24 protein-coding genes, 5 pseudogenes and 1 riboswitch are annotated in these 25837 nt (G+C 64.4%); of the genes and pseudogenes, 15 read left to right on the top strand and 14 right to left on the bottom strand.

What is annotated here, in order from left to right:
* Positions 1 to 868: pseudogene (locus Q427_RS01915) on the bottom strand (sodium:solute symporter family transporter); the annotation flags it as partial.
* A riboswitch (TPP riboswitch) is annotated at positions 858 to 970 on the bottom strand. It overlaps the preceding pseudogene by 11 nt.
* 140 nt (positions 971 to 1110) lie before the next feature.
* On the opposite strand from Q427_RS01915, the gene Q427_RS01920 reads away from it, so the two are divergent.
* Positions 1111 to 1791, top strand: a complete 681-nt coding sequence (locus tag Q427_RS01920) for a hypothetical protein (RefSeq protein ID WP_043510498.1) — start codon at positions 1111 to 1113, stop codon at positions 1789 to 1791.
* A 15-nt stretch (positions 1792 to 1806) separates the two neighbouring features.
* Here Q427_RS01920 and Q427_RS01925 read toward each other — a convergent pair whose 3' ends face one another.
* The 3 genes from Q427_RS01925 to Q427_RS01930 form a co-directional block, all read right to left on the bottom strand.
* Positions 1807 to 2397, bottom strand: a complete 591-nt coding sequence (locus Q427_RS01925; protein ID WP_043510500.1) for a peroxidase-related enzyme — start codon at positions 2395 to 2397, stop codon at positions 1807 to 1809.
* A gap of 81 nt (positions 2398 to 2478) precedes the next feature.
* Entirely contained in the window at positions 2479 to 2637 is a 159-nt protein-coding gene (locus Q427_RS30915; protein WP_197030455.1) for a diguanylate cyclase, read from the bottom strand.
* A gap of 29 nt (positions 2638 to 2666) precedes the next feature.
* Positions 2667 to 4337, bottom strand: coding sequence for a sensor domain-containing diguanylate cyclase (locus Q427_RS01930; protein WP_043510502.1), 1671 nt, complete (start codon positions 4335 to 4337; stop codon positions 2667 to 2669).
* A 174-nt stretch (positions 4338 to 4511) separates the two neighbouring features.
* On the opposite strand from Q427_RS01930, the gene Q427_RS01935 reads away from it, so the two are divergent.
* A complete protein-coding gene (locus tag Q427_RS01935) occupies positions 4512 to 6224 on the top strand; it encodes a hypothetical protein (RefSeq protein WP_051496047.1) in 1713 nt (570 codons plus the stop codon).
* Positions 6225 to 6309: 85 nt separating this feature from the next.
* Here Q427_RS01935 and Q427_RS01940 read toward each other — a convergent pair whose 3' ends face one another.
* Complete coding sequence (locus Q427_RS01940) at positions 6310 to 7809, bottom strand: CoA-acylating methylmalonate-semialdehyde dehydrogenase (RefSeq protein ID WP_043510504.1); 1500 nt, start codon at positions 7807 to 7809, stop codon at positions 6310 to 6312.
* A gap of 232 nt (positions 7810 to 8041) precedes the next feature.
* Here Q427_RS01940 and Q427_RS01945 point away from each other — a divergent pair, with 232 nt between their 5' ends.
* Complete coding sequence (locus Q427_RS01945) at positions 8042 to 8989, top strand: LysR family transcriptional regulator (protein WP_043510505.1); 948 nt, start codon at positions 8042 to 8044, stop codon at positions 8987 to 8989.
* Between the two features lie 37 nt (positions 8990 to 9026).
* Here the strand turns inward: Q427_RS01945 and Q427_RS35080 are convergent, their stop codons facing one another.
* The 9 genes from Q427_RS35080 to Q427_RS01975 all read right to left on the bottom strand — a co-directional run bounded on the left by Q427_RS35080 (position 9027) and on the right by Q427_RS01975 (position 14636).
* On the bottom strand, positions 9027 to 9695 hold the full coding sequence (locus Q427_RS35080) for an FAD-binding protein (protein WP_269321190.1): 669 nt from the start codon (positions 9693 to 9695) through the stop codon (positions 9027 to 9029).
* Entirely contained in the window at positions 9623 to 10273 is a 651-nt protein-coding gene (locus Q427_RS35085) for an FAD-dependent oxidoreductase (RefSeq protein WP_269321191.1), read from the bottom strand. The genes Q427_RS35080 and Q427_RS35085 overlap by 73 nt, the downstream gene beginning before the upstream one ends.
* 154 nt (positions 10274 to 10427) lie before the next feature.
* Positions 10428 to 11378 carry a polysaccharide deacetylase family protein gene (locus tag Q427_RS01955; RefSeq protein ID WP_043510506.1) on the bottom strand — a complete coding sequence of 317 codons (951 nt, stop codon included), beginning with the start codon at positions 11376 to 11378 and terminating at the stop codon, positions 10428 to 10430.
* Positions 11379 to 11381: 3 nt separating this feature from the next.
* Positions 11382 to 12332 (bottom strand): polysaccharide deacetylase family protein, encoded by a 951-nt coding sequence (locus Q427_RS01960; RefSeq protein ID WP_043510507.1) that lies wholly within the window; start codon positions 12330 to 12332, stop codon positions 11382 to 11384.
* A gap of 71 nt (positions 12333 to 12403) precedes the next feature.
* On the bottom strand, positions 12404 to 13078 hold the full coding sequence (locus Q427_RS01965) for an isochorismatase family protein (protein ID WP_043510508.1): 675 nt from the start codon (positions 13076 to 13078) through the stop codon (positions 12404 to 12406).
* On the bottom strand, positions 13075 to 13281 hold the full coding sequence (locus tag Q427_RS33095; RefSeq protein ID WP_231613313.1) for a hypothetical protein: 207 nt from the start codon (positions 13279 to 13281) through the stop codon (positions 13075 to 13077). The genes Q427_RS01965 and Q427_RS33095 overlap by 4 nt, the downstream gene beginning before the upstream one ends.
* Positions 13278 to 13730: an isocitrate lyase/PEP mutase family protein gene (locus Q427_RS35915; RefSeq protein ID WP_331280513.1), complete on the bottom strand. Its 453-nt coding sequence runs from the start codon at positions 13728 to 13730 to the stop codon at positions 13278 to 13280. Before Q427_RS35915 ends, Q427_RS33095 begins: the two co-directional genes overlap by 4 nt.
* Complete coding sequence (locus tag Q427_RS35920; RefSeq protein ID WP_331280514.1) at positions 13727 to 14002, bottom strand: isocitrate lyase/phosphoenolpyruvate mutase family protein; 276 nt, start codon at positions 14000 to 14002, stop codon at positions 13727 to 13729. Before Q427_RS35920 ends, Q427_RS35915 begins: the two co-directional genes overlap by 4 nt.
* Positions 14003 to 14054: 52 nt before the next feature.
* Positions 14055 to 14636, bottom strand: coding sequence for a nuclear transport factor 2 family protein (locus tag Q427_RS01975; RefSeq protein ID WP_043510509.1), 582 nt, complete (start codon positions 14634 to 14636; stop codon positions 14055 to 14057).
* Between the two features lie 129 nt (positions 14637 to 14765).
* On the opposite strand from Q427_RS01975, the gene Q427_RS33100 reads away from it, so the two are divergent.
* From Q427_RS33100 to katG, 12 genes and pseudogenes are all read left to right on the top strand, one after another.
* Positions 14766 to 15215 carry a GntR family transcriptional regulator gene (locus Q427_RS33100; protein WP_231613314.1) on the top strand — a complete coding sequence of 150 codons (450 nt, stop codon included), beginning with the start codon at positions 14766 to 14768 and terminating at the stop codon, positions 15213 to 15215.
* Positions 15182 to 15370 (top strand): annotated as a pseudogene (locus Q427_RS33105) (UTRA domain-containing protein); the annotation flags it as partial. The gene Q427_RS33100 and the pseudogene Q427_RS33105, both read left to right, overlap by 34 nt.
* A gap of 65 nt (positions 15371 to 15435) precedes the next feature.
* Positions 15436 to 15582: a hypothetical protein gene (locus Q427_RS33110; RefSeq protein WP_231613319.1), complete on the top strand. Its 147-nt coding sequence runs from the start codon at positions 15436 to 15438 to the stop codon at positions 15580 to 15582.
* Positions 15583 to 15764: 182 nt separating this feature from the next.
* Positions 15765 to 17155 (top strand): annotated as a pseudogene (leuC, locus tag Q427_RS01985) (3-isopropylmalate dehydratase large subunit).
* A 13-nt stretch (positions 17156 to 17168) separates the two neighbouring features.
* On the top strand, positions 17169 to 17807 hold the full coding sequence (leuD, locus tag Q427_RS01990; protein ID WP_043510510.1) for a 3-isopropylmalate dehydratase small subunit: 639 nt from the start codon (positions 17169 to 17171) through the stop codon (positions 17805 to 17807).
* A gap of 91 nt (positions 17808 to 17898) precedes the next feature.
* The gene (locus tag Q427_RS33115; protein ID WP_231613315.1) at positions 17899 to 18390 is read left to right on the top strand and encodes a hypothetical protein; all 492 of its coding nucleotides are present in this window, start codon (positions 17899 to 17901) and stop codon (positions 18388 to 18390) included.
* Positions 18387 to 18899, top strand: a complete 513-nt coding sequence (gene dctP / locus Q427_RS33120; RefSeq protein WP_231613316.1) for a TRAP transporter substrate-binding protein DctP — start codon at positions 18387 to 18389, stop codon at positions 18897 to 18899. Before Q427_RS33115 ends, dctP begins: the two co-directional genes overlap by 4 nt.
* Before the next feature lie 79 nt (positions 18900 to 18978).
* Positions 18979 to 19485, top strand: a complete 507-nt coding sequence (locus Q427_RS02000; RefSeq protein WP_043510511.1) for a TRAP transporter small permease — start codon at positions 18979 to 18981, stop codon at positions 19483 to 19485.
* A 4-nt stretch (positions 19486 to 19489) separates the two neighbouring features.
* Complete coding sequence (locus Q427_RS02005; protein ID WP_231613317.1) at positions 19490 to 20797, top strand: TRAP transporter large permease; 1308 nt, start codon at positions 19490 to 19492, stop codon at positions 20795 to 20797.
* Positions 20798 to 21368: 571 nt separating this feature from the next.
* Positions 21369 to 23065: pseudogene (locus Q427_RS02010) on the top strand (sodium:solute symporter family protein).
* A gap of 61 nt (positions 23066 to 23126) precedes the next feature.
* Positions 23127 to 23255 carry a putative transporter small subunit gene (locus Q427_RS33125; RefSeq protein ID WP_231613318.1) on the top strand — a complete coding sequence of 43 codons (129 nt, stop codon included), beginning with the start codon at positions 23127 to 23129 and terminating at the stop codon, positions 23253 to 23255.
* 365 nt (positions 23256 to 23620) lie between these two features.
* Positions 23621 to 25799 (top strand): annotated as a pseudogene (gene katG / locus Q427_RS02015) (catalase/peroxidase HPI).
* The last annotated feature ends 38 nt before the right edge of the window (positions 25800 to 25837 follow it).

Genomic DNA, 25837 nt, shown 5'->3' on the forward strand with positions numbered 1-25837 from the left:
AATCGGCGGCTCCCCCAGGGGCAGCGCGTGCATCGCCGCCAATATCCCCAGCCCCCCGATGGCCATCACCACCAGCAGGCTGCTGGCGGCCCCCAGCAGCGCTCCCCGGCCCAGGGCGCGATCATCCTCGGCCGCCCAGATCCGCTGCCAGTAACCCTGGTGGAAGAGGTTGGCCGCGGTGACTGCGATCACGAGGGTCAGCGCCACGGAGAGCGCACTGCCGGTGGGAATCGACGGCATGATCGCCCCGGCGGGCATGGGCGGCAGCCACCACCAGGCCACGCCGCCGACCAGTACCAGCAGGGCCAGCAGCAGCCAGGCCTGCCAGCGATCCGTGGCCAGGCTCGCTCGCAGGCCGCCCAGGGTGGTGTAGACCAGCGTGACCACCGCCACCCCGAGGATCCACCAGCGAAGGCGGCACGTCGGAGAGCAGTGCGGCGATGGCGCCGATGGCGGTCAGCTCGGCGGCCAGGAAGATGGCCATGTAGGCCACGGAAACGAAGGAGACCCAGCGCCGCACCCCGGCGCCATAGCAGGCCTCGGCGAACTCGCCGATGCTGCGCCCCCGGGGCAGGTGGCGTCGGATGGCGGGGCCATAGAGCCCCAGTATCAGGAACGGCAGCGACGAGCCGATGGCGTAGCCGGCCAGCGCCACCGGTCCCACGAAGGCCCCGATCTCCGGCGGGGCGAAGAGGATCCAGGCGCCCATGCTGGAGGCCAGGAACGACAGGCCGATGGCCTGGGCGCCCTGGGAGTTGCGGGCGGTCACGTAGTCATCGAGGGGGCCGTCGGCCCGACGGGCACGCAGGCCCAGAAAGGCAAAGCACAATAGCGCCGCGCCGAGCACGGCTGACGTCAGGTAGGGCATGTCGCACTTCCTCCGCCGGTATGAACCGGATCAGGTTCCAGGGTCAGCGCTTGGCTCTCTCAGCCCCGCCGGTTGCACGGCGGAACTCCCCTGGCGACAGTGAATGGATGGGTAGCTCAAGTAATGGACAGAATGGCCGATATGACCGTCTAGCGTCCATGATTGATAGGACACGTGATGATATAACAAGCGATGATAGTACAGTCGCTGCATGCGAACGACCACTCTCGCAGAGAATTCCAATGCCGTTTACTGAAGCCAAGGAACACGCCCCCGGGCGGTTGCACGCCATCTTCGCCGACCCCTACACCGCTTTCGACAATCAGTCGATCGAGCGGCAGCTGCACCTGCGGGTCGCCATCGATGCCCTGCTGTTGCAGCCCATGGCCAAGGGTCGGCTCCTGCTGAGGGTGATCCACGGCTGGGAAAACGGCAGCTTCGAGCCCGCCGACCTGGCCCATAGCGACCATGGCATCGGCTCCCTCGACGACCTGCGCAAGGCGGTCGATCGCTACCACCAAGCCTTCGAGGCCTCGCAGCCTTTCCCGCAGGATGACGCCTCGCTGCTGGCCCGCCCGCTGGAGCACGCCATCATTCGGGCGGAAGCCAACGGCCAGGCACTCGACGAGGAGACCCGCACCATCCCCGCACGCTGGCCCGCCTTCGACCAGGGCCTCTATCTCTATACCTTCTTCAAGGTCTACCACCGCCTCACCTACGGCGAGGATGACCCCTACCGCACGGCCCGCTGCCTGACCCCGCACGGCGCTCGCGAGATACACGAATTCCATCTGGAGGAAGGCGAGTTCGCCGTGATTTCCCCCACCGAGGAGGAAGCCTCCGCCGATACGGTGCTGGTGCTGCACGAAAGCCAGCTGGTGCCGGTGCTGCAGCTGTTGGAAGGGTGCCGGGAAAACGCCTGAAACCGGGTTGTCCCTCTATGGCTTCTCCCGCGGCACCCTGCCCATCAGGTAGAACTCCTCGTTGGGCGGCGTGCCGGTGAGGGTGACCAGGCGGTTGGAGAGGCCGAAGAAGGCGGTGATGGCGCCGATGTCCCAGATGTCGTCCTGGGTGAAACCCGCATTCATCAGGCGGCTCTGCCACTCGTCGGTGAGTTCGCCCACGTCCAGGCCGCAGTGAAAGGCGAAGTCGAGCATGACCCGGTGGCGCTCGCTCAGCGAGGCGGTACGGTGGTTGATGGCGACCTTGTCGGCCAGCAGTGGGTCCTTGCTGTAGATGCGTACCAGTGCGCCGTGGGCCACCACGCAGTAGAGGCAGTGATTGCGAGCGCTGGTGGCCACCACGATCATCTCTTTCTCGGCCTTGGTCAGGGTGTCCGATTCCCGCTCCATCAGCGCATCGTGATAGGCAAAGAAGGCACGGAACTCGGCCGGGCGATGGGCCAGCATCAGGAACACGTTGGGCACGAAGCCGGCCTTCTCCTGCACCGCCAGCATGGCATCGCGGATATCCGCGGGCAGGTCCTGGATCGATTCGGGAATGGGAAAGCGGCTGATGGGCGTCGACATGGCGGGCTCCGGTTAGACATCGTTAGCGCTGCGAGTTAATGACAGTTAACGTCAACGTCAATTCATTGTCCATGCCCCTGCTCACTCGCATGACTTCAATCGGCTACACGTCACCACCCGGTTGCGATGATGCGCCTTGGCCTCGTACATCGCCTGGTCGGCGAGACGATAGAGTGTCTCCACATCACGCACCGCATCGCACCCGTGGCAGGCCACCAGGCCGAACGAGGCCGTGATCACCCCATAGGTGGACGTCTCATGGCGAATGTTCAGCCCTGGAGGGCCTCGCGGAACCTCTCCAGCGCCTCCTGCCCCTCCTCCAGCGAGTCGATGGCCAGCAACAGCCCGAACTCCTCCCCGCCGAGTCGGAACAGCCGGTCTCCGGCGCGACGGAAGTAGTCCAGCAGCAGGGTGGAGACCCTGACCAGCACCTCATCGCCGGCGTGGTGGCCATAGGTGTCGTTGTAGAGCTTGAAGTCATCGATATCCATGACCGCAAACAGCAGTAGCTGGCCGCTGCGCCGACGTCGCTGCAGCTCCTCTTCCATCAATTCCTGGAACTGACGGCGATTCAACAAGCCGGTCAGCGGGTCGGTGCGTGCCAGGGTCGTAAGCTGCTGGTTGGCCTTTTCCAACTCCTGGGTGCGCTGTTGGACCTCTGCTTCCAGGCGCTCGTTGAGCGAACGCTGCAGATCGAGGGTGGCGCGCTCGGCGGCGAGCTTTTCGTTCTTGAACTGGTTGATCTTCCAGGCCAGCCCCAGGGATAGCAGCAGGAACTCGATTCCCGAGCCTACCTGGACGGCGTACTCGGTGACGATATTGTAGGGCAGCACCCCCGCCACCCGCAGGAAGTAAAGCGCGATGCCGATCAGCAGGACGCTCCACGCCACCAGGTAGATCCTGGCCAGCGTGTCGCCGCAAAGGCTGCGCCAGACCGCCACGCCGAGCAACAGGCAGGAGAGCAGAATGGCGCCGGGGATGATCAGGTGGAACACCGGCGCGTAGTGGCCGAGCAACGCCGGTAGTGCGCTCACCAGACACAGTCCGGCAACACCGTAGAGGACTCGGGTCAACCGCGGGGCATGCTGGCGCAGGTTGAGGTAGCTGTCACTGAAAAACGCCAGTGTGACGGCGAACAGGCCGATGTTGAGCGGCACCATCTGGTTGTTGAACGTCGGCATCTCAGGCCACCAGTACTGAAAGGCAAAGCCTCGCGACGAGAACATCAGGATGAAGAAGGTCCCGAGATAGATGACGTAGTGCAGCAGGGGCCGCTCGCGGGTGGCAAGGTAGAGCAGCAGGTTGTAGATCAACAGTGCCAGCAGGCCACCGAAGTAGAGGCTGAAGGCCATCAGCTCCCGCTGGGCCTTGGCCAGGAAGCTGGCATCATCCATGAGATAGAGGGGCGTGGCATCATAGAGCCCATCGTGGGTATCCAGTCTCAGGAAGACCTTGCGCGACTCACCGGCCGGCACATGGATGGGCAGCACGAAGGTGCGATGGTCAATCGGACGGGAGTCGAAGCTCCGTCGGTTACCGGTCTGCCACTCCCTGACGATCTCGCCCTGCGCATCCACCACATAGCCGTCGAGATAGTCGTGCAATGGCATGGCCAGCTCCAGCAGCCGGCGCACTGGGCGGTCTGAAGTATTCTCGACCCGCAGCTTCAGCCACCAGGCGGAATCGGAAAAACTGAAGTTGAGGGTTTCCTGACGGGAGCGCCCCCACTCCAGCGCCTCGCCCTCTCGCAACAACCTCGCGATATCGAACTCACGAGCGCGGTCTTCCAGCAGCTGAACGTGCGGACCGAGATTCAACTCCCCCTGCAGAGCACCCACGTCGATGGCGGCCTTGGCTTGCCATGGCAGCAAGAACAGCAACGTTGCCAACCAGCGAACCAGCACGGTGGACGGCAAGGGAAACGAGAGGCGCCTGGTCACGTAAGCTCCTCGCTGGCAGGTGTTGAAACCACCATATCAGCTAATGACGCTTTGGCGCCCGTTGAAAGAATGGATACTCCCTCAGGGATTGCTCCACGCTGTCGGTTGGGCCACTATCGCTGCAGACTCCCTTCGTCAAACCCCGACACGCCCCAGCAGGCATGGATTCCCGGTATGGCTAATCGAGACGATTCCCGGTTTTCGGCTTGGAATCCCGGCCTGGCCGCCGAGCTGCCCAGGCGCCACAAGTCCCTGGAGACGATTCATCGTCCGGACAACGTCTATTCACGCCTGTCCGACATCCCCGAGCTGATGGCCCTCACCGGGCTCGCGGAAGAGGAACTGGTCGCCTTCCGGGCGGAGCGCCTGGTGCTGCACGAGTTGATCGTGCAGGTGGCAGCCGATGTCGTGGTTCTGGAGGGCGAGGAAGAGGAGCTCCTGGGGCTGCACTTCCGCAGCATCGCCCTGACGATCCTGTCCGGCTACCTGGCCCCCCAACTGCCGGCGCTCCAGCAGGCGTATGACCGGCTGTATGACGAGATCCACGGTCGGGTGAACGGTATCCTCGCTGCAGCCTTCGCACCCGAACCGACGGAAACCGATCCCGAACCCGGTTCGTGGTGGTCCCGATGGTTGGTCAGAGGTCCGCCGACACCACAACCAGCGGACACGCGGCCCATCGAGGAACGCCACCATGACGTGATCCGGGACATCAAGGAAAAGGGGCTGGCGGCGCAGGATGAGCTGGAAAGGGCCATCTACAAGAGTACTTACCGTGTCCTGAACGCCATCGGCGCCACCCAGGGCCATATCGGGGTGGACCGGGAGCTGCTGGCCAGGTTGATCACCCGCCATGTGTGCAACGACTTCGGCAGCCGCCACCTCGGGCAGCAGATCGCCCCCCATGTCGAGCGGGCCATGCATACCGAGGGCTACGGCAGGCTCCCCTGTGCCAGGGAGCCGATCCTGATCAGCCTCAAGGGGGCCTCGGCCGCCGGCAAGAGCTCCCTGCGCTCCTTTCTCAAGGACACCCTGTGCGGCCTGGGCATCCAGCCAGACCAGTACGGCACCGTCTCACCCGACATCTGGCGCCGCCTGCTGCTCGACTACGAGGCCCTGGGCGAGGCCTACAAGTATGCCGGGCGCCTGGCCGGCAAGGAGGTCAAGCTCATCGATGCCAAGCTGGACCGCTACATCCGCGACAAGGCCGAGCGGGAGGGCTCCATCCCGCACCTGCTGATTGACCGATTTCGCTTCGATAGCTTCTCCATGGACAAGGTCCCGCGGCTCCTGGATGCCACCTATGCGAAGCACGTCACCACCATGTACTTCTATTTCGTCGTCACCCCGCCGGAGGCGACGGTGGAGCGCGGCTGGGAACGCGGACTGACGCGGGGACGCTACAAGGCGGTGGAGGATTTCCTGGGTCACTGCGTGGAGGCCTATGACGGCATGCCCAAGCTGCTCTTCAAGTGGCTGGACAGCCGACACCCCCGGCTCGAGTACCACTTCCTGGACAACAGCGTTCCCAAGCATACCCCGCCGACGACCATCGCCCATGGCACCCGTGAGATCCTGCACATCCTGGCGCCCCTGGGCCTGGTCAACATCGATCGCTACAAGAAGATCAATACCCTGGCGACCTGCCCGTCGGAGGTCTATCCCGACGACGACAGCCTGGCCATCGCCAGGAACTGTAGCTTCCTCAAGCAGTGCCTCGCCAGGGTGCCGGAGGTCCGCTTCATCGACGAGGCGACCGGCCGGCCATACCTGCAGGCCTCGGCAGGCCGCTTCTCGGTGGTGGACCCTGCCATCCTCCGTGCCCAGCGGAATGACCCGGAGCTCGCGGAGCTTTTCGCCATCCTCGGGGTGCCTCCTTCCAAATAAGCTGAAACGGCCACGCCCCATAAGCCAAACGGCCCCGCTTCTCGGTGAAGCGGGGCCGTGGGTCAGGCTCTCAACCGATTGCAGCTCAGCTCAGCGAGATAGTGCTGTTGATGCCGCTGGAGACGTTCTCGGGCTCGAACCAGCGGGCGGTGACGGTCTTGGTCTGGGTCCAGAACTGGATCGCCTGCTTGCCGTTGGGACCCAGGTCGCCCAGCTTGGAGCCGCGCGAGCCGGTGAAGCTGAAGTAGGCCACCGGCACCGGGATCGGCACATTGATGCCGACCTGCCCCACGTCGATGTCGCTCTCGAAGCGGCGCGCCACCCAGCCGGAGTTGGTGAAGATCGAGGTGCCGTTGCCGTTGGGGTTGGCGTTGATGAACTCGATCGCCTCGTCCAGGGTGTCGACGCTGACGACACACAGCACCGGGCCGAAGATCTCCTCGCGGTAGATGGTCATCTCCGGGGTCACGTCGGCAAACACGGTGGGGCCAACGAAGTTGCCGTGCTCGTAGCCCGAGACCTCAAAGCCACGGCCATCGACCAGCAGCTTGGCGCCCTCCTTCTCGCCGGCGTCGATCAGGCGAATCACCCGCTCACGGGCGGCCGGGGAGACCAGCGGCCCGAGGTCGGCATCACGCTGGGTGCCGGGGCCGACCTTCATGTTGCGGGCGCCGTCGACGATGTCGTCGATCCACGCCTTGGCCTCGCCCACCAGCACCACCACGGAGTTGGCCATGCAGCGCTGGCCGGCGGCGCCGAAGGCGGAGCCCAGCAGGTTGTTGATCGCCTGGCTGCGGTTGGCGTCCGGCATCACGACGCAGTGATTCTTGGCACCCATCATCGCCTGCATACGCTTGCCGGCCTTGGCAGCGCGGTCGTAGAGCAGCGAACCGACATGGGAGGAACCGATGAAGGAGAGCGCCTTGATATCGGCATGGTCGGCGATCTGGTTGGCCACGTCCGGGCCGCCGTGGACCACGTTGAGCACGCCGGCCGGCACGCCCGCCTCGTGGGCCAGCTCGACCAGGCGCATGGTGGAGCTCGGATCCTGCTCGGAGGGCTTGAGCACGAAGGTGTTGCCGGTGGCGATGGCCAGCGGGAACATGAAGCAGGGCAGCATGATCGGGAAGTTGAAGGCGGTAATGCCGGCGCCCACGCCCAGCGGCTGGTTGAGGGTATAGACGTCGATCTCGCTGCCGGCATTTTCGGCCAGCTCACCCAGCTGCAGCGAGGTGATCGAACAGGCGTGCTCGATCACTTCCAGGCCACGACCCACCTCGCCCTCGGCGTCGGGTAGCGTCTTGCCGTGCTCCTCGGTGATCAGGGCGGCCAGCTCGGCGGTGTTATCGCGCACCAGCGCCTGGAGCTTGAGCATGATGCGCATGCGCTTGCCCAGGGGCACCTTGCGCCAGGTCTTGAAGGCTGCCTTGGCGCTGGCAACAGCACGGTCGACCTCCTCGGCGGAGCAGAACGGTACCCGCGCCACCACTTCCTGGGTCGCCGGGTTGACCACGTCGCGCCACTCCTGGCTGCTGGACGGGACGGGCTTGCCGTCGATATACATCGGAATCTCGCGAACGGACATGGTGCGTGCTCCTCTCTACTTATCTGTTTTCGTTGTCTGCTTTCTTTGGCTACTTGCGCCGTCTGCTTAGCGTTGTGATGTCGTTGCAAGGCAAAGATTAGACTTTATGTGTATTAATACACGAAATGGAATGCCCATGAGTCTAGCCAGAGGTCGGATTGCCTGACAACGGGCACTCGGGCACATTGCTTGTGCACTGATGCACAACCGCGCGACGACTTGGGAGACCTTCATGCTCGATTGGCAGGACATACAGATCTTTCTCGAAGTCGCCCGCAGCGAGCGCCTCACCGATGCCGCGCGTCGCCTGGGGGTGGACCACTCCACCCTGTCACGGCGCACCCGGCGTTTCGAGCAGAAACTCAACACCCAGCTCTTCGAGCGTAGCACCCACGGCTACCACCTGACCGAGGCCGGCCAGCAATTGCTGGCCCACGCGGAGGAAATGGCCCGCCACGCCTTCGAGGCCGGCGAGAGCCTCACCGACAAGAACCACCAGCTCAGCGGCCAGATCCGCCTTGGAGTCACCGAAGGCTTCGGCACCTGGGTCATCGCACCCCTGCTCTCCGCCTTCTGCGAACGCCATCCCGGTATCACGCTGGATCTGCTGGCCCTGCCCCGGGTCGTCAACCTCAGCCGCCACGAAGCCGACCTCGCCATCACCGTGGAGCGGCCGGTCAGCCCCGGCATGGTGATCTCCCGGCTCTGCGACTATCGCCTGCGCCTCTATGCCAGCCGCGCCTACCTGACGCGACACGGCACGCCACAGCACCTGTCCGAACTGGGTCGCCACCGGCTGATCGGCTATGTGGACGACCTGATCTTCAGCGAGCAGCTCAGTTACCTCGAACCGCTGCTCGACCCCGCCGTGGTGGGCCAGCCGGGCCCGCACTTCTCGATCCGCAGCACCAGCGTCACCACCCAGCACGCGGCCGCCCTGCAGGGAGCGGGGCTCGCCGTGCTGCCCTGCTTCATGGCCGAGACCGGCGACACGCTTCACAGCGTGCTGGACGACGAAGTGGAGATCGTGCGCCAGTTCTGGATCACCGCCCGCCAGGAGCAACGCCGCCTGGCACGGGTCAGGCTGCTGTGGGACTACCTGCGCGAGGCGCTGGAGGTCAATCGGGCACTGCTGATGGGCGAGGCGCGGGAGCTGGTGCTACCCGACGCCTCGGTGTAGGAAGGAAAGGCCCTGCCTCAGGCAGCCGAGTCGCAGCCTAGCTCCCGGGCGCCTCGCGGCCGGCAATGGCACCCAGCACCACCGCACTCAGCAGGCCGTTGCCTGAGAGATAGCCGCTGTCCCCCGAGCCTGAGACCCCGCGTGCCGCCCCACCGGCGGCGAACAGGTTGGGGAAGACCGAGCCGTCCTGGCGCAGCACCCGCGCCTGGGGGGTCACCTCGAGCCCGCCCTGGGTGTGGAACAGCGCACCGGTGACCTTGATGGCGTGATATGGCGCTGACAGGAGATCCTCGAGGCTGAAGCAGCGCCCGAAGCCATCGGCCTCGCCACTCTCGGCCAGGGCATGCATCTCGGCGAAGGTGTCCAGCAGGGCCTCCTGCGGAAGGCCAAGCCCGATGGCCATGTCCTCCAGAGTGTCGAAGGTGCGTACCGCACCCGCGATATGGGCGTTGCGGTAGTCCTCGAACTCCAGCGCAGCCTGATGGATCCGCCGGTCGAACAGGTTCCAGGCGATCCCCCCCGGCTGGGCCAGCACCTTGGCCGCCTGCTCCGAATAGCCGCCATGCTCGTTGGAGAAACGCCGCCCCTCGCTGTTGACCTGCACCCCGCCACGCATCATCACCGCCCAGGTGATCAGGGTCTGGTGCGGCATCGCCAGTGAGCCGTGCCCCTGGCAGGCCCCCAGGTCCTTGAGGCTCGCCCCCATGCCCTCGCCCCACAGCAGAGCGTCACCCTGGTTGCCTCATGGCCATAGTAGAGCGCATCCTTGAGGGCCGGCAGGTGGCGCTCCACCAGCTCCGGATTACCCCCGTAGCCGTTGCACGCCAGGATCAGGGCATCGCAGCCGATGGACTCCCGGCTGCCATCGGGCCGCTCCAGGGTCACACCAAGCACCCTGCCGCCATCGTCCACGTGCAGGTCCACCACCCGGGCCTCGGTGAGCAGGTCGATACCCGCGGACTCCACCGCATTGAGCAGACTGCCCATCAGCTCCTCGCCGGTTCGCCGCGGCGTGGCGTGCATCCGTGTGCGGCGGTGGCCCGGGTAGAGAAAGCCCTCCACCAGGTCGAAGGGTACGCCGTGGGCATCGGCCAGCCACTCCACCACGCCGGCAGAGGCCTCCGAGAGGGCGCGAACAATGTCCGGGTCCGCCTGGTAGCCGTTCTTGCGCTGGATGTCCTCGGCCATCAGCTCGGCGCTGTCCCTCACCCCCTTCTCTTCCTGGAAGCGCGTTCCCGCCGCCGGAATGAAGCCCTGGGACATGGACGTGCTGCCCCGGGGCATCGCATCGCGCTCCAGCACCACGCATCAATGCCGAATTGCCTGGCGGCGAGTGCCGCCACCAGGCCGCATGCACCTGCGCCGACTATCACCAGCGGCACCTGTACCTCGAACTCGTTACCACTGCCAAAAGCCACGATCGCCATGGCGTCGCTCCTCAGTCGTTGCCATCATCCTGCTTGCGGTAGGCGTCGAGAATGTCTCCGGCCGGCGCCTGCCATACCTCGTCATGGCCGGTGATATGGGCCAGCACCTCCTCCAGGCAGCCGATACGATGGGGCTGGCCCACCAGCCAGGGATGCAGGCTGAGCGCCAGCATCCGCCCCCCTTGCTCCCTCGACTCCTGCAGGAGGAAATCGAAGGCATCCTTGACCTGCCCGACCCAGCTGTCTTCCGAATGGAGGTTCTGGCACATCACGAACTGATCCTCGATCTCGGTAGCCAGCGGCATCATCGCCAGCGGCCCGCTGTCCGTGGCGAAGGCATAGGGCATGTCGTCGTTGACCCAGTCGGCGCAGTAGTCGATGCCGTTCTCGGCCAGCAGCTCCGGCGTGTTCCAGCTCTGGGAACGGGCCGGGCTCAGCCAGCCGCGGATGGGCTGGCCGGTCAGCTGGCGCAGCGTCTCGACCGAGCGCCGCACGATCTCGGCCTCCTCGTCGCGATCCTGTCCGCCGTGGTGGAGATGGTCCATGTTCCAGCCGTGGCAGAGGAATTCGCCACCGTAAGCCTTGAGGCGCTCCAACAGGTACGGTGTCTGCTCGGCGAGCTGGGCATTGATCGCCCAGGTGGGACGGATGCCATGGGTCTCGAAGGCCGACAGCAGGCGGTAGATGCCCACCCGGTTGCCATAGTCCCGCAGCGAATAGTGGCGCAGGTCCGGATAGGGCATGGTCATGCCGTTGGGCACCTTGAAGGGCACGCCACGCTGGTTGAGCGGGTAGAACTGCAGCGACACGTTGATCCATACCGCCAGGGTCTTGCCGCCGGGCCATCGTACCGACGGCCGCTCGGCCAGCATCGACCAGGCATAGCGGTCATGGTCGTAGCCGTGGCGGCGCCAGGGGTAGGTCAGGTAATCCTTGTCGAGAGACGACGTTGTCGAGGACATGGCTCAGCGCCTCCTGGCCGTGGCGGATTTGGTATCGATGTCGCGCAGGGCATCGTCGTAGTGGTGGGCGAGATAGTGGCTGGCGATCTCCCGGCCGGTGGCGACCCAGACGTCGCTGTGGCCGGTGATGTACTCCAGCGCCTCCTCGAAGGCCTTGATGCGGTGCGGACAACTGACCTGGTAGTTGTGGGTGGGAATGCACATCACCGTGCCCGACTCGGCCCCTTCGGCGTAGAGCCGGTCGAAGTGGCGCTTGAGCATGGTCAGGTAATGGCGCGGCTCTACCTTGTTAACCGCATAGACAATGGTGTCGTTCATCTCCAGCGAGTAGGGCATGGAGACGAAGCGGCGACCGGAACGCAGCCGGATCGGCGTGGGCTGGTCGTCGTGGAACAGGTCACAGGTATAGAAGCCCGCCTCGTCGCCGAACAGCGCCTGGCCCTCCTCGGCGAACAGATCCAGGGTCTGCTCCGAATGGGAGAGCGCCGGGGCCAGGTAGCCGGCACACTTCTGCCCGGTGTGGCGGTGGATCGTCTCGATGCTGTCGCGGATCATCTCCCGCTCCTGGGCCTCGCTCATGCCATAGGTGTAGCGGGTGTTGTAGATGCCGTGGCTGAAGAACTCCCAGTCGCGCTCACGGCACATCTCGATGATCTCGGGATGGTGCTCGCAGAGCGCCACCGACAGCGACACCGAACCGCGAATGCCGTACTTGTCGAGCAGGGCCATCTGGCGCTGGTGGCCGACTCGGTTGCCATAGTCGCGAATGCTGTAGCCGGGCACCGAGGGATGCGGCGTCGGCCACGGCTTGCGCTGTGGGTTCTGGGGCGGATCGAGTTCGTAGTACTCGATATTGGGTGCCACCCAGAAGGCGACCCGAGCCCCGCCCGGCCAGGTGATCTTCGGGCGATTCTCGTAGGGCCAGTAGTCGTAGGCGCCGAGGGTTTCCTTCATGCTGCACACTCCTGATTCCGATCCAGCCTCTTCCGATACTGCCTCAACCGCTTTTGCTCAAACCGGCCGGCTCAACCGCGCTCGGCACTGCGCAATTCAAGCCAGTTCAGCACGTCCGCCACCGGCATCACGTCGGCATACTTGAGGTGCAGGTCGGTGAGGTTGGCGTAGTGGTAGCTCTCGTGCTTGTCGGCCACGCACTCCATGGGCACGATGGTGCGGTAGCCACGGGAGAGGCTGTCCACCGCGGTGGCCCGAATGCAGCCGGAAGTGGAACCCCCGGTGACGATCACGGTGTCGACCTGATGCCACACCAGCAGCGACTGCAGCGGGGTCTCGAAGAAGGCCGAAGGCATGCGCTTGATGTAGACGACATCGCGCGGGTCGATCTCCACCCGCTCGTCGAACTCGGCACGCTCGGAGCCGTACTTGATGTTCTGCAGCGAGTCGGGGGTGTCGGTTCGCGTACCCCATACGCCGGCGTCCTCCGCCGAGTCGAGGAAGGCGACATGGGTCCAGACCACCGGCCAGCCTAGCTGACGAAACGAACGGGCCAGCTGGTTCACGTAATCGAGCTGGTTAGGGTCGGTCTCGTAGGCGGTCTTGAACAGGTCGGTGCGGGTATAGGCCTTCTGCGGATCGACGTTGACCAGCACCGCCTTGTTGCCGAACCCGAAGGGCACACGCTGTGGGTTGGCCATGACCTCATGGAAGAGCTCCTTGGCGGTCTTGTCGGTGGTAATCATGCGGCATCTCCTGAGCAATGGTTGGGTGAGGCGTCGGCGTCCTGCGGGCGCTCAATGGCCTTCGTATTTCTGGCCCAGCTCCAGCATCGCCTGGGTGCGAGGTACTCGTTGAGCTGACCGAAGTCGAGCATGCGATCGCGGAAGGCATCGGTGGTACCGTCGCGTCGCAGGGTCGCGAAGAACTGGCTGGCCATGTGGGTCACGGCACGTACCAGGCGCCAGGGAAGATCACCAGCGAGAAGCCCTGGGCCTGCAGGGCGGCAGCGTTCTGCAGCGGCGTGTCCCCCCCTTCCACCATATTAGCCATGATCGGCACCTGGCCGCGGAACTCCGTCATGATCCGCTCGATATCGGTGTCGCTGCGGATGCCTTCGATGAACAGCAGGTCGACCCCGGCATCCCGGTAGGCCCGGGCACGCTGCATGGCACCGTCGATGCCTTCCACGGCCAGCGCATCGGTGCGGCCGATGACCAGGGTCCGGTCGCTGTGGCGGGCATCCAGCGCCGCCTTCAGCTTGCCGACCATCTCGGCGGTGGGCACCAGGGTCTTGCCGCGCAGGTGACCGCAGCGCTTGGGATAGGTCTGGTCCTCGAGCTGGATCGCGTTGGCGCCGGAGCGCTCCAGCATGCGCACGCTGCGCATCACGTTCATGCATTGCCGAAACCGGTATCGCAGTCCACCACCACCGAGAGGTCGGTCCGCTCGCGAATGTGCGACATGGCATCGCTGATCTCGGTAAGGCTCAGCAGGCCGATATCGGGCCGCCCCAGCTGGGTATAGGCGAGACTGGCACCGGACAGGTAGACCGTATCGAAGCCCGCCTGCTCGGCGAGCGACGCCCCCAGGGCGTCATAGACGCCGGGAGCGACGACGATGTCGGGAGCGTTGAGCTGCGCTTTCAAGCCATTGTCGGTATGGGTCATGACGAGGAAATTCCTTGAATGTCGAAAAAAACGGCAGGTCTGCCGCAAGGCCTTACGGACTCGCCAACGCCAGGTCGTTCCACACCTCCTGGCGCGACAGCTTGCCGTTGCGCAGCTCGAACCGGTCGATGAAGCGCACCCCGTCGAAGGGGGTGCCATCCGGCCATTCGCCATGGAGCTCGCCGTGGCAGACCACCACCGTGTGGTCGCTCTTGTCGCAGCTGTCGAAGGCATGGATCCGCTTGCCCACGAAGCGATAGCGGTCACCGGCCCATTCAACCAGCTCGGCCAGACGGGTCATGGGAGCGCTACCGGGGAAGCGCATGACGAAATCGTCGGCCAGCAGTCGGGATGCTCGCTCCAGGTCACGCGCCTCCATGGCCGCCAGGAAGGTCCGCACCAGTGACTCGGCTGACGACGCCTCCGTTGCCTCCTGCTGTGCCCGTTCGCCACCGGGCTGCCGAGGGCGGCCGCCGCGCATGTAGCCATCCGCCTCGACCTCATGCAGAAATATCGTGATGGCATCGGGGTCCGCCGCAATACTGGCGCTGACCGCTGCGGTCAGGCGCTCGCAGAGCTGCTGCTTGAGTGCGCCGGAATAACCCCGGATCAGGCTGACCTGGACGACAGGCATGGGCTGTTCTCCGTCGGGTTGCTATCGTTATCGTTCGCATGGCACATCAAGCTGTACTATGCATAATACATTTCTATGTCTACTTGGCTGCCGACGTCAAGTCTCTTGGAACGAGTCAGGATATGCGCAATGAACAATAAGCATGCGACCTCCGTGGGCGGGACCAAGTCCCATCGCATCTACCTGCTACTCAAGGATGCGATTCTCAGCGGACGCCTTCCCGCAGGCAGCAAGCTACCCGGCGAGAACAAGCTGGCCGAGCAGCACGGCGTCTCCCGGGTCACCGTTCGACGGGCCATGGAGGCACTGCGGGAGACCGGGATGGTGGACCGCAAGCCGGGCCTGGGCACGGTGGTCCTGGAACAGCCCCTGGACGCCACGGTGATGACCGCCAGCGTCTCCAACCTGCTGCCCAACATGGTCAAGATGAGCCAGGCATCACGGGTCAGGCTGCTGGAATTCTGCTACGTGACGCCGCCGGAGCCGGTGCGGGAAAGCCTGGGGCTGCGCGACGGTCAGCGCGTACAGCGATCTACCGGGTGCGCATGGCCGATGACAAGCCCTTCTCCTACCTGGTGACCCACGTCCCCGAGTACATCGCCCTGCACTACAACGAAGCCGACCTCGCCAGCATGCCGCTGTTCGCCCTGCTGGAGCGCAGCGGGGTACTGGTGGATCACGCTTCCCAGACTATCTCCGCCACCCTGGCCAGCCACGACGTGGCCAGCGCACTCGATGTCTCGGTCGGCTCACCGCTCATCGCGCTGACCCGGGTGTCTACGACCAGGAGGGGCGCGGCGTGGAGCATCTGGATGCGCTCTACCGGCCCGACCGGTATCGCATCCAGATCGACCTCAACCGCACCGGCGACGAGGAGGCCCGCTACTGGGAACCCATGGCCCCCGAGGCCCAGCAGCCACGGCCGAAGCGCTCGCGCAGTGCCTAGCTTGGCGGCAGAAACAAAGGTACTATAATTAATACATTTAATGAAAAGAAAAAAATACATTTGACCTGTGGCACGGGGCTGCGCTAGATGTATTTAAGGTATGGAAAGTATTTAACGTACGGACCCGAATTTCAGCACTGACAAAAATTCACCGAATGCCGGCCTCGGCGAGCCAATCGACAATGCCAACGACCCTGTTCGACAAGGTGTGGGATGCCCACGAGATCCATCGCAGTGAAGACGGCAACAGCCTGCTGTGGATCGACCGCCACTTCGTTCACGAAGGCTCCTTTCACGCCTTCAACAAGTTGCGTGAGCGCAGCCTGCCCGTGGCCCGCGCCGACCTCACCTTAGGTGTCGCCGATCACTACGTGCCGACCCTGACCCGCAGCCTCGACGACATCGGCGATGCCAAGGTCCGCGGCATGATCGAGCAGTTGGCCGACAACACCCGCGAACACGGCATCACCCTGTTCGGCCTCGACGATCCCCGCCAGGGCATCGTTCATGTGCTGGGCCCCGAACAGGGCCTGACCCAGCCAGGCCTGCTGATGGTGTGCGGCGACAGCCATACTTCCACCCACGGCGCCTTCGGCAGCATCGCCTTCGGCATCGGTGCCTCGGAGGTGGCCCATGTGCTGGCCACCCAGACCCTGTGGCAGAGCCGCCCCAGGCAGATGCGCCTGACCGTGGAGGGCACCCTGGCCCCCGGCATTACCGCCAAGGACATCGCCCTGACCTGGATCGCTCGCCTGGGCGCCGACGGCGCCCGTGGCCACGCCATCGAATATACCGGCAGCGCCATCCGCGGCCTCTCCATGGAAGCGCGGCTGACCCTGTGCAACCTCTCCATCGAGGGCGGCGCCCGCTGCGGCATGATCGCCCCGGACGACACGACGCTGGCCTACCTGAAGGGCCGCCCCTGGGCGCCCGAAGGGGAGGCGCTGGAACAGGCCATCGCCTATTGGCAGACCCTGAAGAGCGACGACGGAGCCCGCTTCGACCGGGACATCGCCCTGGACGCCGCCGAGATCGCACCTACCGTGACCTGGGGCGTATCACCGGAAGAGGCGCTGCCCATCGACCAGTGCGTGCCCGACCCTGCGACCCTGAATGACGAGGGCAAGGTGCGTCAGATGCGCGACAGCCTGGAGTACATGGGTCTGAGCCCAGGCAGAAGCTCACCGACATCGCCATCGACCGGGTCTTCATCGGCTCCTGCACCAATGCCCGCATCGAGGACCTGCGCGCCGCGGCCGAAGTGCTGCAAGGCCGGCGCAGCCGAGTGCCCGGCATCGTCTCCCCCGGCTCCACCCAGGTGAAGAAGCAGGCGGAGGCCGAAGGGCTGGACGCCATCTTTCGCGAGGCGGGCCTGGAGTGGCGCGAATCGGGCTGCTCCATGTGCGTGGCCATGAACGGCGACCTGGTACCCAGCGGCGAGCGTTGCGCCTCCACCACCAACCGCAATTTCAAGGGTCGCCAGGGACCAGGGGCCAGAACGCACCTGATGTCGCCGGCCATGGTGGCCGCCGCCGCCGTGGCCGGCCACCTGGCCGACATCCGCGAGCTGTGACGGGAGCACTGCGATGAGACCCATCAAGATTCTGGACACCCTGGCCTGCCCGCTGCCGCTGGCCAACGTGGATACCGACCAGCTGATCCCGGCTCGCTTCATGAAGGAGCCGCGCAGCATCGGCTACGGCCAGTTCCTGCTGCATGACCTGCGCCACGACGAGAGCGGCAACCCGCAGCCGACCTTCATCCTCAATCACCCCGAGGCGGCGGAGGCCCAGGTGCTGGTGGCGCGGCGCAACTTCGGTGGCGGCTCAAGCCGCGAAGCCGCCGTCTATGCACTGGTGGACCATGGCTTTCGCTGCGTGATCGCGCCGAGCTTCGGTGACATCTTTTCCTCCAATGCGGTCAACAACGGCCTGCTGCCGGCCACGGTCAGCGAAGAGGACGCCGAGGCGCTGCTCGCGGCCCTGGGGGAAGCCCCCGGCCCGCTTCGCGTCGATCTGGAGGCGCAGCGCATCGACATCGGCGCGCTGAGCGTGGACTTCACTATCGCCCCCACCTGGCGCACCAAGCTGCTCAACGGCTGGGACGATATCGACATGACCCGGCAACACCAGGCCGAGATCGCCCGCTTTGCGGCCGACTATGCACATCGACACCCCTGGGTCGAGCCACCGCCAGACAGCGCGACGATCATTTCAAGAGGGTGATACCAGGCCCTTGCCCGGCTTGTGCGCCACATGACGCAAGCCTCCAACAACAACCGGCAACATGTGCACCACCCCATCGAGGAGAACAATGATGAACAAGCAACTACTGGCCACACTGAGCGTGGCATCCATGCTCGCTTCGGCCCACGCCGTGGCGGTCGATCGCATCAGTGCGGTCCATGCCTTTCCCCCCTCGCTGATCTACACCCAGAGCTTTCTCGAGTTCGTGGACAAGGTGAACGAGCGTGGTGAAGGCGTGGTGCAGATCGACGTGCGTGGCGGCCCCGAGGTCATCGGCCTCTCCGAGCAGCCCGATGCCGTACGCAACGGCGTGGTCGACATGGCCTATACCGCCGCCAGCTTCTACGCCGGCACCGTGCCGGAGCGCGATGCCCTGGTCGCCTCGAACACCAATGCCATCCATGCCCGTGAGAACGGCGGTATCGACCTGCTCAACCAGATCCACCAGGATAAGATGGGCACCTATTACCTGGCTGGTTCGACAGCGGGGTCAGCTACAACCTCTACACGATCAACGAACCCCGCCTGGACGACGACGGCAACCTCAGCGTGTCCGGCATGACGCTGCGCAGCAACCCGGTCTACGACGCCTTCTTCCAGGACTACCTGGGTGCCCAGCCGATCAGCCTTCCCACCACCGATGTCTACTCGGCGCTGGAGCGCAACGTGGTCAACGCCACCGGCTGGACCCAGATCGGTCTCAAGGACCTCAACTGGGATCGCTTCCTCAACTACCGGATCGACCCCGACTTCTTCTCCACCGACATGGGCGTCATTCTCAACCTGGATAGCTGGAACGGCCTGAGCGAAGAGGCGCAGCAGATCCTCCAGGAAGTGGCCATCGAGCATGAGCGGGCAAGCGCCGAGCGTTTCGAGGTGCTGGCGGAGGAGCAGCTGGCAGAGCTGGAAGCCGACGGCATGCAGGTCTTCCGCCTGGAAGGCGAGGCCGGCGAGCGCTTTTCCGAAGCCGCCCGTGAAGCCACCTGGGAGCGCATGCGCCGCCAGATGGAGCGTCACCCCATGGGCCTCGAGCACTACGACGAGCTGATCGAGAAGTTCAACGACCTCTGAGGCACGATGAACCGGCCGCCAGGCGGCCGGTTCATCTTTCCGTTCCCCCTCGGCTAGCTGCCGGGCCCTGGATGACGCTATGCGATACGCAACTCGCGCCTACCTGCTACTGCTGAACGGCATGGCCCTGCTGGCCGCCATCATGCTGGTATGGCTGATGGTGGCCATCGTGCTCTCCGTGGTGATCCGCAACCTGGGCCTGCAGCCCTCGGCCTGGTTCTTCCTCTCCACCGAGTACGCCATGTTCTACCTGACGCTGCTGGGTGCGCCCTGGCTGGTCAGGCACAAGGGACACGTGCACATCGAACTGCTGACATCGATCCTGCCACCGCTGGCCCTGCAGGTGCTGAGCCGGCTGGTCGCCCTGCTCTGCGTCACGGTCTGCGTGGTACTGGCCTGGAAGGGCTATGACCTGGTGATGCTCAACATTCAGCGCAGCGACTACGACGTGCGCGCCTTCTTCGTACCCAAGTGGATTCTCACCATCGCCTACCCGGTGTGTTTCTCTCTGATGGCCATCGAATTCGCCCGCTTCGTGGTGGGTCGAGACATACTTCACAGCGGCGAAGCGGGGATAAAAGAATAATGGAATGGTATCTGGCCCTGGCCTTTCTCCTGGCCTGATCCTCGCCTTCATGGCCATCGGCACGCCCATTGCACTGGCGTTCCTGGCCGCCAACGTCATCGGCGCCTGGTACTTCATGGGCGGGCAGAACGGCATCATCCAGATGCTCAACAACGGCTTCGGTGCCCTGTCGAGCTTCAACCTGGTGCCGATTCCGCTGTTCCTGCTGATGGGGGAGCTGTTCTTCCGTACCGGCATGGGCATGAAGATGTTCAATGCCATCGACCAGCTGATGGGCAAGGTGCCCGGCCGGCTCTCCTACGTCACCGTGGTGGGGGGTACCGGTTTCTCCACCCTCAGCGGCTCCTCCATGGGATCCACGGCGCTGATGGGCTCGCTGCTGGTGCCCGAGATGGAGCGCCGCGGCTACAAGAAGCACATGGCCATCGGCCCGATCCTGGGCACCGGCGGCCTGGCCATCATCATTCCCCCCTCGGCGCTGGCGGTACTGCTGGCCACCCTGGCCAAGATCGACATCGGCGCCCTGCTGATCGCGGGTATCCTTCCGGGCCTGGTGCTCGCCTGCCTCTATATCGCCACCATCTGGATCCATACCCGCATCGACCCCTCGGCGGCACCGAACTACGAGCTGGAACCGGTCCCCCTCAAGCAGAAGCTGATGCTGATCCTCACCGACATCCTGCCGATGATCAGCGTCATGGTGCTGATCGTGGCGCTGATGCTGATGGGCTTCGCCACTCCTTCCGAGGCGGCCGCGTTCGGGGCCCTGGGCGCCATGGTGCTGGCCTTCATCTTCCGCTGCATGACCTGGGAGGCGTTCAAGCTGTCGGTCACCGGGGCGCTGAAGGTCACGCTGATGGCCTACCTGATCGTGTTCGGCTCCGCCACCTTCAGCCAGCTGCTGGCCTTCTCCGGCGCCTCCAGCGGCCTGATCCAGTGGGCTACCAGCTTCGACCTGGCGCCTGTCCTGATGCTGCTGGCGATGTTCGCCGTGCTGCTGGTACTCGGCACCTTCATGGAGCAGATCTCCATCATGATGCTGACGGTGCCGTTCTTCTTCCCGCTGGCCCAGGTGCTGGGTTTCGACCCGATCTGGTTTGGCATCATCGTGCTGCTGGCGCTGGAGATCAGCTTCTCGACGCCACCGCTTGGGCTGCTGCTGTTCGTGATGAAGGGAGTGGCACCCAAGGGCACCACCATGCGCGAGATCTACGCCGCGGCGATTCCCTATATCCTCTGCTCGATGCTGCTGGTCGCCCTGCTGATCGCCTTCCCGGCCATCGCCACCTGGCTGCCGGGAATGATCAACTGAACCCGATCCAGAGCCGAAACCCCCACATTCCGCATGGCAGAGAAGGTGCGGGGTTTCGGCGCAGCTCGGCGCCATTCCCAGCCGATTCAACGCCGATTGGACTTTTTCATGGGGGGGACGTAGGGTAGGCGACCCTTGGATCAGGCAAGAGCGCTGATTCCAGATCCCTGACAGTCCCGCTACGGGACACCCTTGGTCTTGCCCGAGCGCAGACTGGATCGTCGGCATTTCGACTGTCCACCGCCGACGCCATTCGATAGAGAAGATCTCCATGTCGCCTCACTATGCCGATGAGGGCCTGTGCATGCCGCGCCGCCCGCCGCCCAGCCTCACCACCCTGGGATAACGCTGTTAAACGGCGTTGCATTGCCGTGTCCGCCCGATAGCTCAAGACAGCTCACGATAGCTCACCGAGGCTGCACCATGCTCCGTGTCCGCTGGCGCCTGCCCGGGCACTCGGTTGCGCTGGCCCGTCTTGCGGCCATGGCATGCCCCAGCTTCTCCCTCCGCCCGGCATGTCGGCCTGATCGACCTGCCCGGGCGTGTCCGTTCCATCTACCGGGGACTGCCCTTGAACAGTGAATCGCTCTACCAATTCTCGATCCCGACCGTCCTGCTGCTGCTCTTCGCCTTCTACGGCGGCACCTACCTGATGACGCTCGGCATCCGCAAGAAGAACGAAGACGCCGACGCCTTCATGGTCTCCAATCACCGCGTGGGCTTCGGCATGGGTGCGGCCAGCATGACCGCCACCTGGATCTGGGCCGCCTCTTTCTACGCCGCCGCCACCTCGGGCTATACCTATGGCGTCTCGGGCCCCATCCACTACGGGCTCTGGGGGGCACTGATGATCCTGTTCATCTACCCCTTCGGACGGCGCTTCCGCAAGCTCGCCCCCAATGCCCACACCCTGGGCGAGCTGATCCACGCCCGACACGGCTCTTCCAGCCAGCTGATCCTGGCACTCTCCAACGTGCTGGGCAGCGTCATCAGCCTGATGGTCAACTTCACCGCCGCCGGTGCGCTGGTCTCGGTGCTCTCGCCGCTCTCCTTCCAGGCCGGGGTGATCATTGCCGGCTTCGGCGTACTGCTCTATACGCTGTGGTCGGGCTTCCGCGCCTCGGTGATGACCGACTTCGCCCAGCTGGTGGCACTGATGGCGATTGCCATCGTGATCATTCCTGCGGTGTTCTTCTCCATGGGCGGCCCCAGCGAGTTGGTAGCCGGCCTGGGTAACCTGACCGCCGAGCAGGCCAACCTCTTCTCCATGGATGCCATCCTCTACCAGGCGCGCCCTTCTTCGTCGCCGTGCTGGCCTACGCGATCGGCAACCAGACCATTTCCCAGCGCCTGTTCGCGGTCAACGAGAGCCACATCAAACCCACCTTCATCACCGCCACCATCGGCTACGGCGCCATCGTCATCGGACTGGGCATGATCGGCCTGATGGCACTGACCCTGGGGGTCGAACCCATGGGCGGCGACATGAACAACCTGATCCCGCAGATGGTTTCCACCTATCTGCCGCCAGTGTTCATTGCAATGTTCTTCATCCTGGTGATCGGCTCGCTCTCCTCCACCGCCGACTCCGACCTCTCGGCACTGTCGGCGATCATGATGGCCGACGTCTACGGCAAGAACCTGGCCCGCGGCAAGGCCGACCCCAAGCGCATGCTGCTGGTGGGTCGCCTGACCATGATCATCGCCACCGCGGTGGGCATTGTCTTCGCCAGCTTCTCGCTGGATATCCTGGTGATGCTGGTGTTCGTCGGCGCGCTGTGGGGGGCCATCGTCTTCCCGGTCATCGCCAGCTGTTTCTGGAACCGGGTCACCAACCAGGCCTTCACTACCTCGGTACTGGTCGCCATGGTGCTGTTCTGCCTGGCCCGCTTCGAGTTGCTGCCCATGAGCGGCGGCAGCGGCCTGTTCTTCGAGGTGCTGGCAAGCATCGGTGGCGGCGTGATCATCGGCCTGATGGTGTTCGGCTTTCTGGGCCGCATTGCCGGCTTCATCGCCGCCGCCCTGGCGCTGGTGGCGATGCTGGTGTTTGCCACCGACTTCCTGCGTGACTACACCGTACTGCTGGCCTCGCTGACCGCCTATGGCGCCAGCACCCTGGTCTGCGTGGTCATGAGCCTGATGAGCCGCCAGCCGGACTTCGACTTCGCCACCATTGGCGAGCAGGTGGGTGACTACGAAGCGCAGCGCCCCGAGCCCGTCACGCCAGGCGGCCAGACAGCCGCGGCCAATCTGGCCACCCAGCGCTGATCGCTCACTCGCCCCATGACAACGCGGTGCCGACGACCGGCACCGCACAGGAGAACCCCACATGACATTTCTTCTAGGCTTCTACGTCCTGATCTGGCCCGCCATTACCCTGGGGGTGCTGGTGGTGATCTGCCGCGCCGTGATGCGTGACCGCCGCAAGGCAAAGGAGGAGCAGCGCGAGCTGGTATGAATCGCGCTGCATGACCGCAACGGGCCCTGATATCAGGGCCCGTTTCGGTTCGGTTCTGCATGGCCCGACCGTTCCCCTGGCCGGGCACGAAATCACCACCTGGCTGCCCGGCATGATCCATTGACGAATGGGCCGGCTGGCATAGCACCTCCATGGCCGACTGCCCTATAAAGTTTGGCTATCAGCATGGTCGACAATTTCGCATTGTGCTAATGGATTCATGGGGAGTAGGTTGGGGGGAGTCGGATGTGGAGCCGCCTTCGCCATCTGGTAACCGAAGGTTGATATGGCTCAATGTCCCCCGAACCGCCATCGTCTATTCATGGGTGGCCGTTCTATCAACGCAACCTTGATTGGAGAGCGGTATGGGTAATGAGCAGAACACAGGCAAGTGCCCGGTAATGCACGGCGGCAACACTGCCGCAGGTAGTTCGAACATGGAGTGGTGGCCGGAAGCCTGAACCTTGACATCCTTCATCAGCACGATCGCAAGACCAGCCCGATGGGCGAGGACTTCGATTATCGTGAAGCCGTCAAGAACCTTGACTTCGACGCGCTGAAGAAGGACATGCAAGCCCTGATGACCGACAGCCAAGAGTGGTGGCCGGCCGATTGGGGCCACTACGGCGGCCTGATGATACGCATGGCCTGGCATGCTGCGGGCACCTACCGCATCGCCGACGGACGCGGTGGCGGCGGCACCGGCAACCAGCGCTTCGCCCCCATCAACAGCTGGCCGGACAACGCCAGCCTGGACAAGTCGCGCCGCCTGCTGTGGCCGATCAAGAAGAAGTACGGCAACAAGGTCAGCTGGGCCGACCTGATGATTCTGGCCGGCAACGAGGCCTATGAGTCCATGGGCCTGAAGACCTTTGGCTTCTCCTTCGGTCGCGAGGACATCTGGCACCCCGAGAAGGACATCTACTGGGGCGCCGAGAAGGAGTGGCTAGCCCCCTCCGACGAGCGCTATGGCGATGTCGGGAAGCCCGACACCATGGAGAACCCGTTGGCCGCGGTGCAGATGGGCCTGATCTACGTGAACCCGGAGGCGTCAACGGCCAGCCGGACCCGCTCAAGACCGGCGAGCAGGTACGTGAAACCTTCGCCCGCATGGCAATGGACGATGAGGAAACCGCGGCCCTGACCGCTGGCGGCCACACCGTTGGCAAATGTCACGGCAACGGCGATGCCGAAGCACTCGGCCCCGAGCCCGAGGCGACCGACGTCGAGGAGCAGGGGTTCGGCTGGAACAACCCCAACATGAAGGGCAAGGCAGCCAATGCAGTGACTTCAGGTATCGAAGGGGCCTGGACCACGCACCCGACCAAATTCGACATGGGCTACTTTGACCTGCTGTTCGGTCACGAGTGGGAACTGAAGAAGAGCCCCGCCGGCGCCAATCAGTGGGAACCGGTGAACATGAAGGAGGAGGACAAGCCGGTCGATGCCAGCGACCCGTCCATTCGCCACAACCCGATCATGACCGATGCCGACATGGCCATGAAGATGGACCCGAAATACCGGGACATCTGCGAGAAATTCATGGCGGATCCCGAGTACTTCAAGGACTGCTTCGCTCGCGCCTGGTTCAAACTGATCCACCGCGATCTTGGGCCCAAGAGCCGTTACATCGGTCCGGAAGCCCCCTCTGAAGACCTGATCTGGCAGGACCCGGTTCCGGCCGGCAATACGGACTACTGTGAAGAAGTGGTCAAGGAAAGGATCGCCGAAAGCGGCCTGTCCATCGGCGAGATGGTCACCACCGCCTGGGACAGCGCTCGCACCTTCCGGGGTTCCGACATGCGCGGTGGCGCCAACGGTGCCCGCATCCGCCTGGCACCACAGAAAGACTGGGAGGGTAATGAACCCGAGCGGCTGGCCAGGGTGCTCAAGGTATACGAGCAGATCTCCAGCGAAACCGGCGCCAGCGTGGCCGATGTGATCGTACTCGCCGGCAGCGTGGGGATCGAAAAAGCCGCCAAGGCGGCTGGCCACGACATCCGCGTTCCTTTCCTGAAGGGCCGTGGCGATACCACTGACGAAATGACCGACGCCGCCTCCTTCGAATACCTGGAGCCGCTGGCCGATGGCTTCCGCAACTGGCAGAAGAAGGACTACATAGTCAAGCCAGAGGAGATGCTGCTGGACCGCGCCCAGTTGATGGGCCTGACCGCCCCCGAGATGACCGTGTTGATCGGCGGCATGCGGATGTTGGGAACCAACCACGGCGGCAACAAGCACGGCGTGTTCAGCAATCGTGAAGGCCAGTTGACCAACGACTTCTTCGTCAACCTGACCGACATGGGCAACACCTGGAAGCCGGTGGGCAACAATCTCTACGAGATTCGCGACCGCAAGACCGACCAGGTTAAGTGGACCGCCAGTCGCATCGACCTGGTGTTCGGCTCCCACTCCATCCTGCGCTCCTACGCCGAGGTGTACGCCCAGGACGACAACCAGGAGAAGTTCATGAAGGACTTCATCAAGGCCTGGACCAAGGTGATGAACGCCGACCGCTTCGATCTGGAGATGCTCCAGCAGTAACAGGCCGTGAGCCAGGCGCTTTCCCTGGCCATACCGTC

It is taken from the genome of Halomonas sp. BC04 (assembly GCF_000568385.1).

Coding starts and splice junctions, on each gene's coding strand:
- Q427_RS01940 (WP_043510504.1), bottom strand. CDS start 7,809: ATGTCCGTTCGCGAGATTCCGATGTATATCGACGGCAAGCCCGTCCCG.
- Q427_RS01955 (WP_043510506.1), bottom strand. CDS start 11,378: ATGTCCTCGACAACGTCGTCTCTCGACAAGGATTACCTGACCTACCCC.
- Q427_RS33100 (WP_231613314.1), top strand. CDS start 14,766: ATGAACAATAAGCATGCGACCTCCGTGGGCGGGACCAAGTCCCATCGC.
- Q427_RS01960 (WP_043510507.1), bottom strand. CDS start 12,332: ATGAAGGAAACCCTCGGCGCCTACGACTACTGGCCCTACGAGAATCGC.
- Q427_RS01975 (WP_043510509.1), bottom strand. CDS start 14,636: ATGCCTGTCGTCCAGGTCAGCCTGATCCGGGGTTATTCCGGCGCACTC.
- Q427_RS33115 (WP_231613315.1), top strand. CDS start 17,899: ATGAACAAGCAACTACTGGCCACACTGAGCGTGGCATCCATGCTCGCT.
- Q427_RS01935 (WP_051496047.1), top strand. CDS start 4,512: ATGGCTAATCGAGACGATTCCCGGTTTTCGGCTTGGAATCCCGGCCTG.
- Q427_RS01965 (WP_043510508.1), bottom strand. CDS start 13,078: ATGATTACCACCGACAAGACCGCCAAGGAGCTCTTCCATGAGGTCATG.
- dctP (WP_231613316.1), top strand. CDS start 18,387: ATGACGCTGCGCAGCAACCCGGTCTACGACGCCTTCTTCCAGGACTAC.
- Q427_RS35085 (WP_269321191.1), bottom strand. CDS start 10,273: ATGCCCCGGGGCAGCACGTCCATGTCCCAGGGCTTCATTCCGGCGGCG.
- leuD (WP_043510510.1), top strand. CDS start 17,169: ATGAGACCCATCAAGATTCTGGACACCCTGGCCTGCCCGCTGCCGCTG.
- Q427_RS35080 (WP_269321190.1), bottom strand. CDS start 9,695: ATGGGGGCGAGCCTCAAGGACCTGGGGGCCTGCCAGGGGCACGGCTCA.
- Q427_RS33125 (WP_231613318.1), top strand. CDS start 23,127: ATGACATTTCTTCTAGGCTTCTACGTCCTGATCTGGCCCGCCATTACC.
- Q427_RS35920 (WP_331280514.1), bottom strand. CDS start 14,002: ATGACCCATACCGACAATGGCTTGAAAGCGCAGCTCAACGCTCCCGAC.
- Q427_RS02005 (WP_231613317.1), top strand. CDS start 19,490: ATGGTATCTGGCCCTGGCCTTTCTCCTGGCCTGATCCTCGCCTTCATG.
- Q427_RS35915 (WP_331280513.1), bottom strand. CDS start 13,730: ATGAACGTGATGCGCAGCGTGCGCATGCTGGAGCGCTCCGGCGCCAAC.
- Q427_RS01925 (WP_043510500.1), bottom strand. CDS start 2,397: ATGTCGACGCCCATCAGCCGCTTTCCCATTCCCGAATCGATCCAGGAC.
- Q427_RS01920 (WP_043510498.1), top strand. CDS start 1,111: ATGCCGTTTACTGAAGCCAAGGAACACGCCCCCGGGCGGTTGCACGCC.
- Q427_RS02000 (WP_043510511.1), top strand. CDS start 18,979: ATGCGATACGCAACTCGCGCCTACCTGCTACTGCTGAACGGCATGGCC.
- Q427_RS01945 (WP_043510505.1), top strand. CDS start 8,042: ATGCTCGATTGGCAGGACATACAGATCTTTCTCGAAGTCGCCCGCAGC.